This window comes from Rhizobium sp. 01T437, from assembly GCF_056398505.1.
In genome coordinates, this window is sequence record NZ_JBFTPM010000019.1 from 11,964 (window position 1) to 26,222 (window position 14,259).

13 protein-coding genes are annotated in these 14,259 nt (G+C 61.2%); 7 read left to right on the forward strand and 6 right to left on the reverse strand.

Going from position 1 to position 14,259, the window contains the following annotated elements; genetic code table 11:
• Positions 1-21: 21 nt before the first annotated feature.
• From AC1DM5_RS28540 to AC1DM5_RS28555, 4 genes are all read right to left on the reverse strand, one after another.
• Positions 22-1,713 (reverse strand): amino acid ABC transporter ATP-binding/permease protein, encoded by a 1,692-nt coding sequence (locus tag AC1DM5_RS28540; protein ID WP_477976289.1) that lies wholly within the window; start codon positions 1,711-1,713, stop codon positions 22-24.
• Positions 1,710-3,416, reverse strand: coding sequence for a thiol reductant ABC exporter subunit CydD (cydD, locus tag AC1DM5_RS28545; protein WP_477976291.1), 1,707 nt, complete (start codon positions 3,414-3,416; stop codon positions 1,710-1,712). The genes AC1DM5_RS28540 and cydD overlap by 4 nt, the downstream gene beginning before the upstream one ends.
• Before the next feature lie 4 nt (positions 3,417-3,420).
• A complete protein-coding gene (locus AC1DM5_RS28550; protein ID WP_007815869.1) occupies positions 3,421-3,996 on the reverse strand; it encodes a GbsR/MarR family transcriptional regulator in 576 nt (191 codons plus the stop codon).
• Positions 3,997-4,245: 249 nt separating this feature from the next.
• The gene (locus tag AC1DM5_RS28555) at positions 4,246-4,845 is read right to left on the reverse strand and encodes a HupE/UreJ family protein (RefSeq protein ID WP_477819600.1); all 600 of its coding nucleotides are present in this window, start codon (positions 4,843-4,845) and stop codon (positions 4,246-4,248) included.
• A 245-nt stretch (positions 4,846-5,090) separates the two neighbouring features.
• Here AC1DM5_RS28555 and AC1DM5_RS28560 point away from each other — a divergent pair, with 245 nt between their 5' ends.
• Positions 5,091-6,122: a hydroxyacid dehydrogenase gene (locus AC1DM5_RS28560; RefSeq protein WP_477976293.1), complete on the forward strand. Its 1,032-nt coding sequence runs from the start codon at positions 5,091-5,093 to the stop codon at positions 6,120-6,122.
• On the opposite strand, the gene AC1DM5_RS28565 is transcribed toward AC1DM5_RS28560, so the two are convergent.
• Positions 6,119-7,132 carry a Tim44 domain-containing protein gene (locus AC1DM5_RS28565; protein ID WP_477819602.1) on the reverse strand — a complete coding sequence of 338 codons (1,014 nt, stop codon included), beginning with the start codon at positions 7,130-7,132 and terminating at the stop codon, positions 6,119-6,121. The two genes, AC1DM5_RS28560 and AC1DM5_RS28565, sit on opposite strands and share 4 nt — an antisense overlap.
• Positions 7,133-7,212: 80 nt before the next feature.
• Complete coding sequence (locus tag AC1DM5_RS28570) at positions 7,213-7,671, reverse strand: YbaK/EbsC family protein (protein WP_477819603.1); 459 nt, start codon at positions 7,669-7,671, stop codon at positions 7,213-7,215.
• Between the two features lie 225 nt (positions 7,672-7,896).
• Between AC1DM5_RS28570 and AC1DM5_RS28575 the strand changes: the two genes are divergently transcribed.
• The 6 genes from AC1DM5_RS28575 to AC1DM5_RS28600 all read left to right on the forward strand — a co-directional run bounded on the left by AC1DM5_RS28575 (position 7,897) and on the right by AC1DM5_RS28600 (position 13,523).
• Entirely contained in the window at positions 7,897-8,898 is a 1,002-nt protein-coding gene (locus AC1DM5_RS28575) for a LacI family DNA-binding transcriptional regulator (RefSeq protein ID WP_477819604.1), read from the forward strand.
• Between the two features lie 169 nt (positions 8,899-9,067).
• Complete coding sequence (locus AC1DM5_RS28580; RefSeq protein ID WP_477819605.1) at positions 9,068-10,102, forward strand: sterol desaturase family protein; 1,035 nt, start codon at positions 9,068-9,070, stop codon at positions 10,100-10,102.
• Positions 10,099-10,410, forward strand: coding sequence for a MocE family 2Fe-2S type ferredoxin (locus AC1DM5_RS28585; protein ID WP_477976295.1), 312 nt, complete (start codon positions 10,099-10,101; stop codon positions 10,408-10,410). The genes AC1DM5_RS28580 and AC1DM5_RS28585 overlap by 4 nt, the downstream gene beginning before the upstream one ends.
• Positions 10,411-10,482: 72 nt before the next feature.
• A complete protein-coding gene (locus AC1DM5_RS28590; RefSeq protein WP_477819607.1) occupies positions 10,483-11,430 on the forward strand; it encodes a substrate-binding domain-containing protein in 948 nt (315 codons plus the stop codon).
• 60 nt (positions 11,431-11,490) lie between these two features.
• On the forward strand, positions 11,491-12,696 hold the full coding sequence (locus AC1DM5_RS28595) for an NAD(P)/FAD-dependent oxidoreductase (protein ID WP_477819608.1): 1,206 nt from the start codon (positions 11,491-11,493) through the stop codon (positions 12,694-12,696).
• Entirely contained in the window at positions 12,693-13,523 is an 831-nt protein-coding gene (locus tag AC1DM5_RS28600; RefSeq protein ID WP_477819609.1) for a sugar phosphate isomerase/epimerase family protein, read from the forward strand. The genes AC1DM5_RS28595 and AC1DM5_RS28600 overlap by 4 nt, the downstream gene beginning before the upstream one ends.
• Positions 13,524-14,259: the final 736 nt, after the last annotated feature.

A 14,259-nucleotide genomic window follows, 5' to 3' on the forward strand; every position in this document is an offset into this window, starting at 1 on the left:
GTGCGGAGCATGCCTGTTCGCTCAGTCCGGCCGAAGCCGGTCGAGCGTCTTTTCGAACGCCGCCTCTCCACGGCGCGAAACTTCTGAGATGCGGCCGTCCTCGATGACGGCGATCAAGTCTGCGAGCGCCGCTTCGCGGCGAATATGTGTGGCAATGACAAGCGTCCGGCCTTCCGCTCTAAGCGCGAGGCGATGCAGCACATCGCTGGCGGTGCGGCCGTCGATCCCCTCGGTCGGCTCGTCGAGCAGCCAGAGCGGCGTGTCGCGCAGGAAGAGGCGGGCGAGTGCCAGCCGGCGCGACTGGCCGCCGGAAAGCCCCATGCCGCCTTCACCGAGCGCGGTATCGAGGCCTGATGGTAGCGCATCGACATCGGCAAGCAGGCCTGCGGCGGCGAGCGCGTCTCGCAGTTGGTCATCATCAGCATCGGGCGCCGCGAGCAGCAGGTTGCCGCGCAGCGTGTCCTGGAAAAGCTCGGTGCGCTGGGTGAGCAGCGTTGCGTCGAGCGCTGCAGCCATGCCGACACTTGGCGGCAGTTCGCCTGATAGTAGCAACAGCAGGGTCGATTTGCCGGCGCCGCTGCTGCCGACCAAGGCCATGTGCTCGCCGCGGCGAAGTTCGAGCGTTACGTCCCGCAAGGCCGGCAGAGCCGCTCCATCATGGGCGACGGCCACATTCTGCAGCGCGAAGGCAAGCTCATGGGCCGGAGCCTCGGGCGTGAAATCCGCTTGAACGGCCGAAAGACGGGGTGCGATGCGCTTGGCCGCCAGCATGGTCCTGCCGAATTCCATCGCGCCGCGGCGCAATGCGGCAAAGGGTTCTGTTGCGGCAAAGGCGACGAGCACGCCGAGTGCCGCAACGGGTGCGGTGATGGTGCCTGTCTGCATTAGCGTCGCTGATGTCAGCAATGCCGCGACCAGCAGGGCGGTCGAGACGAGCCCGAAGCCGAAGCTCACGCCGGTCTCGATCCGGTTCAACCGGTCGTCGGCGCTTGCGGTATAGGCGTCTGCGGCAGCGATTGCCTGCTGCTGTGCGGCAAGGCGGTTTGCCATGAGAAGATCGGTCTGCCCAGCGACGAGATCGATGGTCCGCGACCGGATGGTTTCGATGCCGTAAGCGCGGCGGCGGGCGTGCTTCAGCGCCAGCCGGCCGGCCGCGAGCGGCAGGCCAAGCCCCACCAGAACGAGGCAGGATCCGAAGAGCAGGCCGAACAGCGGATGCATCAGCCCGAGTGTCACACTGGCAACAAGTGCCGTGCCGACTGCTACGGCTGCCGGCACCAGGACGCGAAGATAGAGCGAATCCAACGCGTCGATATCGGCGGTCAGCCGGAAGAGCAGCCGGGCCGGACGGTTGAGAAGCGCGCGCGCCGCACCGGCGGAGGCCCAGCCACGGAACAGGCGCTCACGAAGGGCGGCGAGCACGGCGAGCGTCGCGTTGTGGGTCGTCAGTCTTTCGCCATAGCGTGCAGCCGTGCGCAGGATGGCAAGGAAACGGATGCTGGCCGATGGCGCAAAGACGTCAAAGGTCGCCGCAACGGTTACCGAGAGACCTGCAAGCGCGGTTGCGGTAATGAACCAGCCGGATAGGCCGAGCAGGGCGATACCAGCCGAAACGGTCGCCGCCGACAGTGCGGCGCCGAGCAGGAGTTCCTTGCGACGCGTCTGCATGAACAGGCGCAGGACCGGCCTGATATCTCTAAGGAAGTTGGTCATTCGGCAGCCTCCTGAAGACGCTCCGTATCAAGGCGGATGGCGTGGTGCATGCGTGCGGCCAGCAGCGGGTCGTGCGTTGCCACGATCAGCGTGCGGCCCTCCGCAAGAGCAAGCAGGCTCTCGGTGATCTCGGCGGCCGTCTCGGCATCGAGATGCGCGGTCGGCTCGTCAGCGAGGATGATTCGGATATCGGGATCGCAGGCAGCCCGCGCGATCGCAAGGCGCAGCGCCTCGCCGCCCGAAAGACCGATGCCGCTTTCACCGAGCGGGCGATGTCCATAGGCATTCGCGGCACTGCCAAGCCCTGCGAGATCGAGCGCCTTGGAGACTTCTGCCTTGGTGATGCCGGGCCGTCCCAGCGCAATATTGCCGGCAACGGTGGCTGCGAAAATATGCGGCTTCTGGCCGATCCAGGCCATTTTGCCGCGATCTATCGCTGTGCCGCCAATCAGAACCTGACCCTCATTGCAGGGCGCCAGACCGGCGATCAGCGACAACAGTGTTGATTTGCCGGTACCGCTGGCGCCAAGCAGCGCTACGTGTTCGCCGGCGGCAATATCGAGATTGAAGCCATCAAGGACCGGCGCATGATCCGGCTGATAGCGAAAGCTGATATTTTCCAGGTGGATATTGAGGGCCTCGTTCGCGGTAAAGGCTCCCGCCTCTTCGCGATCGGGAAGCGCCATGCCTTCGGCAGCGAGCCTATCCAGCGCCTTCAGCGCGGCCTCGCCCGAGGCACGGTCATGCCAGACGGCGGAGAGTTCACGCAGCGGCTCGAAAAAGGCTGGTGCCAGCAGCAGGATGAACAGGCCTTGCGAAAGGTCAAGGCCGCCCGACCAGGCGCCAAAGCGGATTTCGCCGAGCAGGCTGAAGCCGACATAGACGGCAGTCATCGCCACGCCGAGTGCTGAAAAGAGTTCGAGCACGGCCGAAGACAGGAAAGCGATCTTCAGCACTGTCATGGTGCGCGTGCGAAGCGATTCTGCTTCCGCGCGAAGCCTGTGCGCCGTGGCATCGACCGCGTTCAAAGAGCGGATCGTCGCAAGACCGCGCAGGCGGTCGAGCAGGAAAGCGTTGAGGCCGCCCGTTGCGACGAGTTGCTTTTCGCTCGCAGCCTGCGCGCGCCAGCCAATCAGCGCCATGAAGATCGGAATGAGCGGCGCTGCAAACAGCAGCACGAGCGCGGCGATCCAGGAGATAGGAAAGATGCAGCCAAGGATGATGAGCGGCACGAGGCTTGCCTTCATCCGCGCCGGCTGGAAACGGGAGAGATAGGGCACGATCAGCTCAGCCTGTTCGCCGAGAACGCTGGCGGCCTCACCGGACGCAGGGCGCCCGGCGTCAACAGGCGAAAGACGGGCAAGCAGGCGGATGGCGGTGGCGCGTTTTTCACTGAGTTCAGCGCGTGCTGCGCGAAAAGCAAGGCGGCCGCCAGTCGCATCGAGACAGCTTTTGACGATGCCGAGCAACAGGATGAAGACCGCGGACCAGAGGATATCGGCAGGGCTTCCACCATCGGCGAGCCGGCCGACGGACCAGGCGAGCAGGCCCGCCTGGGGAATCCAGAGTGCAGCCGCAAAGGCTTGCAGCATCGCGGCGCCGCGTAGGCGGCTTTTGGTCTTGGACGGCTTGCGTGTCCGGGCCTCGGCAGCTGGCGCTTCCGCCTCTTGCTGATCTCTCGCGTCGAAGAAAGCACTGCTCATGGCGCTAACTCTTGTTCGCAGGATTGGGACGGCGGCGGCCAAGCGAAACGACTCTGTCCTTGGCCTCCAGCAGTTTGGTCACCTTTGCACCTAGCGAGAGTAACGTCGCAAGCCTTTCTGTTTCAAGTTGTTTTACGTCTTCATACCAATGCGTCAGCTGTTCGATCAGCGTGTGCATTTCGCTCATGCGCTCCTGCGCATGGCGTTCGGCCTCGCTCGCAGGGCGCTGCATAAGGATCTCGCGCAATACCGACAATGTGGGATCGACCTCGCGCTTCTTGCGCTCTTCGGCAAGCGTTCTGAGGATCAGCCAGACATCGTCGGGTGTGGTGAAGAAGTCGCGCCGGTCATCCGGCTTATGGCGCAGAAGCACCAGGTTCCAGGCCTGCAATTCGCGAAGACTCATGGAGACATTCGAGCGCGATATGCCGAGCGCATCGACGATCTCCTCTGCGCAAAGCGGCGAGGGCGAGACGTAGAGCAAGGCATAGATCTGGCCGACCGTGCGATTGATGCCCCAGCGGGAGCCCATTTCGCCAAAGTGCAGGACAAAGGACTGAACGAGAGGCGGAAGGTTCATTGTTATTTCCGTTATGTCTGTGATTTCAGAAATTCCTGAAATCACTATACAGACTTTCGCGTTTATGCCGCAATTGCCCAGCTTGACCTGCGTCAATTTGGATACATGCTTCGGTAGTCTGTTTCTTCATAGACCGGTGTTGCGTGCCTGGAATTGACTTGAGTCAAATCTCGCAAACATAAAACGCCCGGCAGACACGTGTCTGCCGGGCGCCAAATGCCCGATAAATTTATTGGAGAGGCGTGAGCCTCAGATCAGGCCGGTCAGGAGGCCGACGCCGGCAACTGCCGCAAGGCCGCTTGCGGTACGCACGACGAAGGCACCCTGCCGTTCATCGAAGCGGGCAATAAGGAAGCCGACGCCGAGGCCGATCGCATGCAGCAGGGCCGTTGCAATCATGAAGCCCGCGGCATAGGCAGCGCCACCGGCATTCTCGGGCATCTCGGCCCCATGCGCGTGGCCGTGGAACACTGCAAACAGGCCGACAATCGCCATCGCGACTGCCGTCGAGGCACGGATGTTCAGCGCGACGACAGCACCGAGCACGATGACGGAAAGCGCAATGCCGGTCTCGACGAAAGGCACATTGATACCAGCCATACCGAGCGCGCCACCGAAGGCCATGACGAGCACGAAGGTCGCAGGCACGGCCCAGACAGCGCGACCGCCAAGCTGGAAGGCGAGAACGCCGACCATGACCATGGCAAGGATATGATCGAGGCCGGAGACAGGATGGCTGAAACCATGGACAAGGCCGGCCGTCTCGCCGACGCCGGTATGAGCGTAGGCGACTGCCGGGAGCGCTGCGGCGGCGAGCGTAAGGACGCCGCTCTTGAAGATTGATTTCATTATGGAATTCCCTCCGAGCTTTTAGATCCTGCGGCCGCCGACCCCTCAGGCACGGTTTCAAGTCGCTTCCCCAAGCTAGTCCAGCGAGTTTTTATCGTCAACGAAAAGCATAAGAATAGATAGGAATTTCAATTGCTTATATCATAGGCAATTGCCTTTTTGAAAGGCGGCTTCACAAGGGGCGTTCAACCGGATTATCAATCATGTTGCGGAGGTGTGAGCCGCCGCATCTCGAGGAGGACCCCATGACGAATACCGAAAGGCCGCTGGCGATCAGCGCGCCGGAGCCGCGTACGCTCGACCTGATCTTCAGCGACAGGGCACGCGCCGAACTCAACGCCAAATATGAGATCGTCGAGGCCGATCCCGAAAACATCGCTAGCCTCGGCGATGATGTCATCGGCAAGGCGCGCTACATCATCGGCCAGCCACCGCTTTCGGCGGAAACGCTTGGTCGTATGCCGCAGCTCCGCTCGATCCTCAATGTCGAGAGCAATCTCCTCAACAACATGCCCTACGAGATCCTCTTCCAGTGCGGCATTCATGTGGTGACGACCGGGCAGGTCTTTGCCGAGCCTGTGGCGGAGATCGGCCTCGGTTTTGCGTTAAGCCTCGCCCGCGGCATCGTCGATGCCGATGTGGCTTTCAGGGAAGGCAATGAACTCTGGGGCGGTGAGGGCAATATAAGCGCCCGGCTAATATCAGGTTCCGAGATCGGCATTGTCGGTTTCGGCGACCTGGGCAAGGCGCTGCGGCGGGTTCTGTCGGGCTTTCGCGCCAGGATCAGGGTTTTCGATCCCTGGATGCCTCGCTCGATCCTGGAGGAAAATGGTGTGCAGCCCGCGACCCTGAACGAAGTACTGACGCAGAGCGACTTCGTTTTCGTCGTAGCATCGGTCACCAGCGAGAACAGGGGCTTCCTTGGTGCGGATGCGTTTGCCAGCATGCGCAAGGGTGCCGCCTTCATCCTGCTCAGTCGCGCTGACGTCGTGGATTTCGACGCGCTGATGGCCGCCGTCGCCTCCGGCCATATCGTTGCGGCAAGCGATGTCTATCCGCAGGAGCCGTTGCCGTCAGACCATCCGGTGCGGAGCCTCAAGGGCTTCATCCGTTCGGCCCATCGGGCGGGTGCACTCGATAGCGCCTTCCAGAAGATGGGCGACATGGTGCTTGAGGATATGGATCTGATGGACCGCGGCCTGCCGCCGATGCGCTGCAAGCGGGCGGAGCGCGAAACGGTGTCCCGCATGCGCTCCAAACCCGTTTCAGTCAATTAAGCAGCGCGCTGGCCGGTGCCCTGGATGGCGGCAAGCTTCCAGTCGGCGCCGGACTTGCGCACGAAGGTCCAGACCTCCGTACTTTCGCTCGGGCGGCGGTCGTCGCCCGAGACGAGGCGGCCACTGTTACGCTCGACCATGGCGTCGATCGAGGAGTAGCGCATTGCAAGCGTCGCATACTCCAGACCGTCTTCACGCCAGGCCTCAGCGATATCGCCCTGCAGCAGCTTGACGTCGGTAACCTGGTTGCGGACGCCGTTGGTGGCGTTCTCGCCAAGCTCCTCGGCAAGGTAGGACATGGCTTCCGGCGTCGTCAGGCGGCGCAGCGCACCGTAATCCTCCGCGCCATAAGCGGTCTGAATCTTGGTCAGCAACTCCTCGAACTGATCGAGGTCGGCCTGGGCAAGGCCGATCTCATCGCTCGGGCGTGCGTTGCGCTGCTGTTGGCCGCTGGAGCCCGAACCGATCGCCGGAATATGGAAGGACGAACCGCCATTGGCCGGCGACATGCCATAGGACTGCGGTCCGCCATAGCTCTGGCCGCCTGCGCCGTAGGACGGCTGGCGGCGATTGGCGAAGAAGCGCATGGCAAGGGTGATCGCTCCGAAGATCAGCGCGATCTGCAGGAGCAAGCCGAGGAAACCGAAGCCGCCGCCGAAACCGTGGCCAAGCAGCATACCGAGCAGACCGCCAGCAATCAGGCCGCCGATCATCGAACGGCCGAAGCCACCAAAGAAGCCGGGGCGCTGCTGGGCATAGCCGGGTTGTTGCGTGTTATAGGGCGTAGTTGTCTGCGGGCGCGGCGTCATCGAGCGCTCGATGGGCGCAACCGGGGCAGGAGCTGTCTGCGTGACCGGAGGCGCRCTGAAGGTACGCGTGCCGCGGCTTCCGAATCCGCCGAATCCACCAGCGCGGCGCGCATCGGCATCACCGATCGAAGCAAAGACGGTAGCGCTCGCAAGAACGGCAATCGCCGCGATCCTGGCAAAACGCGAAACGGCAGTGGGCATTCTTTCATCTCCTATCATGCGCTGAATGGCATGTCGGACCTAATATAGGTATTCTTTCTGCGCTGTGAAGTTGTGCGCTGCTACTGGCAGACGTCGACCCATTCGGCTCGAGTGATTTCCGCCAATCTTTCGGTGGTGATGCGCACCGCGGAATTGGTCGAGCCGGCGGCCGGAACGACCTCGTCGAACTGCTTCAGCGACATGTCGCAGTAGATCGGCAAGGGTGCCGGCAAGCCAAAGGGGCAGACGCCGCCGACCGGGTGGCTCGTCACGGCCAGCACTTCCTCCGCGTCGAGCATGCGCCCCTTGCCGCCAAAGGTGTCCTTGAACTTCCTGTTATCAAGACGTGCCATGCCGCTCGCCACGATCAGCATGATGCGATCACCGACGCGAAGGCAGATCGTCTTGGCGATTTGTGCCGGCTCGACGCCATGCGCTTCTGCGGCGAGGGTGACTGTCGAAGAGCTGCCGGCCGTTTCGATGACGGCAATGTCGGGGGCGTTGGCGGTTAAGAAGGCGCGGACGGATTCGAGGCTCATGGGATGATACTTGTCAGAGGACAACCGGTCTGGGCCGCATGATGATGCGGACATGGAAATTCACGCATTTGCGGCCCAACTTAATATTTAAATTTCAGAAAATTCAATCGCTTAGTTCCCGATAGATCATTTCCATGCGTTCGGACAAGCAATCTGGATTGTTCCCGATTTCTAAGTCATGGATATTGCTGGAAAAACTGGCAGTTTTGCGGCGAGGATAACATAGTGGGCAAGCCGAACTATCGGGACATCGCTCGCCAGGCGGGCGTGGGGACGGCAACCGTTGAACGCGTCTTGAACGGCCGCGGCGGTGTTCGTCCCGAACTGGTCGAGAAAGTGATCGTTGCTGCGCGCAGCCTGGAGTACCCGCGCACGCTTCCTGATACCCATCGCGGTCTGCTGCGCATAGAAGTGCTGATGGTGCGCCCCGAGACGACCTTTTATCAGCGGTTGTCCATAGCCTTCGAGCGGATCGCGGCGACGCTGGATCCGTTGGTCGTCGTGCATCGGAGTTTCACTGAAGAGATGAAGCCGGAGGAGATTGCCCGGCGCATTCTCTCGACGGACCTTCAGCGCGCGGGCCTCATTCTTGCAGTGCCCAGCAGCCCGGTGATCAGGGCAGCGGTAGAGAAGGTCATCGCGCAAGGCTTGCCGGTGGTCCACGTCGTTACCCGCGCTTCTGATCGCGCAGGCGAATTCGTCGGCATCGACAATTATGCCGCCGGCCGGACGGCTGCGCTCTTCATTGGCCGCATGGCCCGCCGGCAAGGCCCGGTTATTGCAATCTGTCACCCGATTTATCAGGTTCATCGTGATCGTATCCGTGGGTTTTCCGATTATTTTCTGGAGCATCCCGGCGCCACCAGCTTCCAATGGCTGGGCTTCGGTCTCGATGAAGAACATTACAGCGCCGAGCTATTGGCCTCGGCATTGAAGACCTACCCCGATCTCGCCGGCCTCTATAATGCCGGAGGCGCCAATTCCGCCCTGATCGATGTGCTCCGCCGCCAGGCGCGTGAGCGCAATATCTTCTTCGTCGGTCACGAACTGACCGATTACACGCGCAAAGCCCTGCAGGACGACATCATGGATGTGGTGTTGGATCAGGCGCCGGAAGCGCAGGCCAGACGATCGCTCGATCTCGTCCTGCGCCGTATCGGGCTGACCGATATCGAGCCGGATCGTGCGCCCATCCGTTTCATCACCATCACCAAGGAAGGGCTTTGATCTAATTTGATCAAGAATGGTATCGGCGCCGCGACGATCCCCTGTTAGTTTCAAAACAGGGAGGAGAGCCGGAGCGTCGAGAGGAGCGACACCGGATGGGGCGCACCAGGCGCTCTCCTTCAACAGAACCTGTGCGGACACGATTTTCGTGCGCCTGAAGGAGAGTGCAATGGACGATCTGAAATTCGGCACGCGCAACAAGCGCGGCGACTGGGCGCCGAACCAGCCGGTTGAGACCGCGCCGCTGTTTGTGTTTCCGCCGCGGTTGATGGCCATCCTGAAATGGCTGCCGCATTATTTCTTTCCGTGGAATGCGATCTTCGCCGCTTCGGCGGTCGCCTACTGGGCCTGGGTCATCCCGTCGATCGAGACGATGCAGACGCTTGGCATCGGCTGGATTGCCTGGCTGTACACAGTCAACACAATCTGCGTCCTGCTGTTCTACGGCGCTTTCGAGCTGCATCTCTATGTGCTGAAGCGCCAGGAAACCCGCTTCAAGTATAACGGCAAATTCCCGGCCGAGCAGAAGAACAAGGCTTTCTGGTTCGAAAGCCAGAACTTCGACAATATGCTGCGCACCTTCCTGTCGGGGGTGACGATCTGGACGGCGATCGAGGCGGGCATGTTGTGGGCCTATGCCAATGGTTACGCTCCGTGGCTTAGTTTTGCCGAACATCCCTGGACGCTCGCCCTCGTCGTGCTGGTCGTGCCGATCATCCACGAATTCCACTTCTTCTGTATCCATCGGCTCATCCATACGCCGTTGCTCTACAAGTGGGTGCATTCGGTCCACCATAACTCGGTCAACCCGTCGCCCTGGTCGTCATTGTCGATGCATCCGGTTGAGCATCTGCTCTATCTCGGGACGGCCTTCTATCACCTGATCCTGCCGTCCAATCCGATCCTCATGCTCTATCAGCTGCACTATGCGGGCTTCGGCGCCATTCCGGGTCACGTGGGCTTCGACAAGGTCGAGGTGGGTGAGGACAAGCTGGTCGATAGCCATGCCTACGCGCATTACCTGCACCACAAGTACTTTGAGGTGAATTACGGCGATGCGCTGATCCCGCTCGATAAATGGTTCGGCACCTGGCACGACGGCTCGCCGGAAGGCGAAGCCCGCATGCAGGAGCGCTACCGCCGTCGCAAGGAAAAGCTCGCCGCCCGCAAGGCTGGCATGGAAGTCAGGGGAGCCGCCGAATGAGCTGGATCACCGCCTGCAAACTCGATGACATCGAACAGGAAGGCGCCATCCGTTTCGATCATGGCCGCCGCACCTACGCCATCTACCGCGGCCCGGATGACAGCGTCTATTGCACCAACGGCCTCTGCACCCACGAGGCAATCCATCTCGCCGACGGGCTGGTCATGGATTTCGAAGTGGAATGTCCCAAACATTCCGGCGCATTCGACTACCGCACCGGCGAAGCCCTCCGGCTTCCTGCCTGCGAGAATCTGAAGACCTATCCCGCCGAGGTCATCGACGGGGAAGTTCGCGTGGCTCTCGCCTGAGCCTGCAATATCAGCAGGCCTGAACGGCCTCCGGAATGCGTCGGGTGGCCCGGCACCCAATGGGAGGAAATCATGAAGTCTTTTTGCGTGGCGGCCATCCTGGCCGCCCTGACGGCAAGTGCTGCCTCGGCCGAAACCATCGGCGTCTCGATGCAGAGCTTCGACAACAATTTTCAGACGTTGCTGCGCGAAGGCTTGAGCGCAAGGGCATCTCAGGTTGGTGGCGTCACACTGCAGATCGAGGATGCACAGACCGATGTCTCCAAGCAGCTCAATCAGGTGAACAATTTCATCGCCGCGGGTGTGGATGCGATCATCGTCACACTGGCCGATACGTCAGCCGCGCCCGGTATCAGCGCGGCAGCCGAAAAGGCCGGCATTCCGCTCGTCTATCTCAATCTGCAGCCTGACAATGTCGACAAGCTTCCCAAGAACCAAGCCTATGTCGGCTCGAAGGAAACTGATTCCGGACGGCTGGGCGCCGAAGCCGCCTGTCAGATCCTGAAGAAGAATGGAAAGGCCGGCGATGCGCAGGCCTATATCCTGATGGGAGACCTTGCGCATCAGGCCTCACGCGACCGCACCTCTTCGGTCAAGGAAACGCTCGCGGCCGGCGATTGCAAGGGCGTGACCATCGCCGACGAGCAATCTGCTGCCTGGACGCGCACGAATGCCATGGACCTGACCACCAACTGGATCACCGCCGGCAGGCCGATCGATGCGGTCTTTGCCAATAATGATGAAATGGCGATCGGTGCGATCCAGGCGCTGAAGGCCGCAGGTGTTCCGATGGAAAGTGTCGTGGTCGTTGGCATCGACGCGACACAGGATGGTCTCGCTGCCATGGCAGCCGGCGATCTTGACGTGACGGTATTCCAGAATGCCAAGGGGCAGTCTGCAGGTGCGATGGATGCGGCGGTCGCTCTTGCCCGTGGCCACAGCGTGGACAAGCAGGTCATCATGGTGCCGTTCGAACTCGTCACGCCGACCAACATGGCAGATTACGCCCACCAGAACTGATCCTCCCTGGCCGGCGTCTCCTCCTCACGAGCGCCGGCCTCTCTTTTTACGGAGAGCTTTATGAGCGGCATTGTCATCATCGGTGCGGGAGAATGCGGAACACGCGCGGCATTCGCTTTGCGGGAAGCGGGATATTCCGGATCGATAACCTTGGCGGGCGCCGAACCGCATCTGCCATACGAGCGGCCGCCTTTGTCGAAGCCGATGGATGGCGCAGTGCAGATGAAGTTGATCTGTGCCGAAGATGTGCTGGCAGCCGCAGGTATCGACTATCTGAAGGGGGCGTCAGTCTCGAAGCTGGACGTCGATGCTGCCACCGCCATCTTGAGCGACGGTCGGGTCCTGACCTATGAAAAGCTGTTGCTGGCCACCGGCGCGCGCCCAAGAAGGCTTGCTTGTCCGGGCGCCGAGCGCGGGCTCGACTTCCGCACCCATGCCGATGCCGAGGCGATTTTCGCCGATGCCCGACCAGGCCGAAGCGTCGCCATTATCGGCGGTGGCCTGATCGGTATGGAGCTCGCATCCGTCCTTCGCGGAAAGGGTGTCGCGGTCAGTGTCATTGAAGCGGCGCCGAAAATTCTGGGACGCGCCGTTCCGCCGCGATTTGCCGAAAAGCTGTATGCCAGGCACATAGCAGAAGGCGTCGGCTTCCACCTTGATCGGGGTGTTATCGCCATCGACGATGATGGCGTCCTTCTGACGGACGGCAGCATGGTTCGAGCGCAGCTCGTCGTCAGCGCTATCGGTGTTACGCCGGAGATCAATTTGGCGCAGGAAGCCGGGCTGGCGACAGGCAATGGCATCCTGGCGGACGCCCATCTTCGCACCAGCGCGCCAAATATCTTCGCGGCAGGCGACTGCGCAGCAGTGAGCCAGGCCGGTGGAGGTCACACCCGGTTTGAAAGCTGGCGGAATGCGAGAGCCCAGGCCGAGGTTGCGGCGCGCAACATGATCGGTGCAAAAGAGGCTTTCGCCGCGATTCCCTGGTTCTGGTCCGATCAATATGACCTCGGCCTCCAGGTGGCTGGCCTGCCGCAGCCGGAGCATCAAAGCGTGGTCCGTTCGCTTGGCAACGACGAGCTTGAATTCTATCTGGAAGGCGGGCGTCTCGTCGCCGCAGCCGGACTTGGTGTCGGCAACGGTCTCGCCAAGGATATCAAGCTTGCCGAGATGCTGATTGCAGCCGGCGTTCATCCCGATCCCGCCGCTCTCGCCGATCCGAACATGAACATCAAGGCGCTCCTGAAGAGCGCAAGGGCGGCATGATGCAGAAGCTGCTGATCTTCCAATCGCTCTGGGCCATGGAGCGCCGGCATACGGACGGATATGAGCGCAGTCTCGATGAGAACATCGCTATGATCGCGGAGGCCGGTTTCGACGGCATCAGCGCCCACTATACGAACCGCGCCGACGTTATCAGGCTGAATGACGCGATCGCCGGCACCGGATTGAAGATCGAAGGCGTCTGTTTTCCCCGCACAGTCGAGGATTTGCGCCTGCCGCTCGCGCTTGCGTCGGAATTTCCCATCAGCCATATCGACCTGCAGCCCGATATCCGCCTGCGCCGCGTTGAGGATTGCCTGCCGATCCTGGATGGCTGGATGCAGCTTGCCGAGGATGCCGGCGTTCCCGTCTTCATCGAAACCCACCGCAACCGGATGACGACGGATCTATTCTTTACGCTCGACCTGCTGGAGAAGAGGCCGGATCTACCGCTGCTCGCCGACCTCTCGCATTTTACGGTCGCACGCGAGTTTGCCGATCCGGTCGATGCCGAAACCCATGCCATGATCCATCGCATTCTCCGCAATGCTCATGCCTTTCATGGCAGGGTCGCATCGTGCGAACAGGTGCAGATCGAAATCTCTTTTCCTCACCATCGGCGCTGGGTCGACTTCTTCCTTCAATGGTGGGACCACGGCATGCGCGATTGGCGCAGTCGCGCCGCCTCGAATGCCGAGCTGGTCTTCACCTGTGAGCTGGGGCCGCAGCCCTATGCGATCACCGGGCGCGACGGGAACGACACCACCGATCGATGGGCAGAGGCACTACTGCTTCGACAGATGCTTCGTGATCTCTGGGCGGGGATTTGATCGCTATGGCGCTTTTAGCCGCAAACCGGCAGGGATGATCTCGTCTCGAAACCATTCCTGCCGGATATTCCCCTGGCAACATCAGCGAGGGGTCCGATCTATTCATCGGACAAAGCGAGGTCACGGCGCAGCCAGGATGGGAAGGTGTCGAAGCCGTTCACCATGCGACGACGTCTCCACCGGGCAATGATGGTTGCGACGAGAATCTCTCTGAAGCTAAATCGCGAGCAAAGCTCGCCCATGGATGCCGCCAGGCTCTCGCCGGCGTGTTGATTGGTCATAATTATCAGCGGTCAGAATTCCAAACCGCCCCTCTTTCAAGCTGAGAGTGCGCAGCGCCATGCGCGCGGACGTTACCGTGCCCAGACGCTGCGAGCGAAATGAGTGCAATCTTTGGATGGTGAAGCTTGAAAGGTCTCGGATATGATCGAGGGTTAGGAGCTTCGAAGGCCTATGCCAAAGAGGCGTTGGACGAAGAAATATCTGTCATTGCACGCCTCCATTGTCGAGTTGCTCCGGCGCGATTATTAGCCGATTACGAAAATACAGGCAAGAGCGCGAATTTCGAACTCTTCGGAGTGGTCGACGGCGTGATCCTGGCGGGCCTATGTCGCGGCTCTGGACGTTGCCCGGTACCTTTCGATGCCGATTCCACTGGCAACCGAACTAGCCTTTCCATCTGCGATTGACCGCGTCGAGAACATCGTCATAATAATTTTGCACACGTGCTCAATTT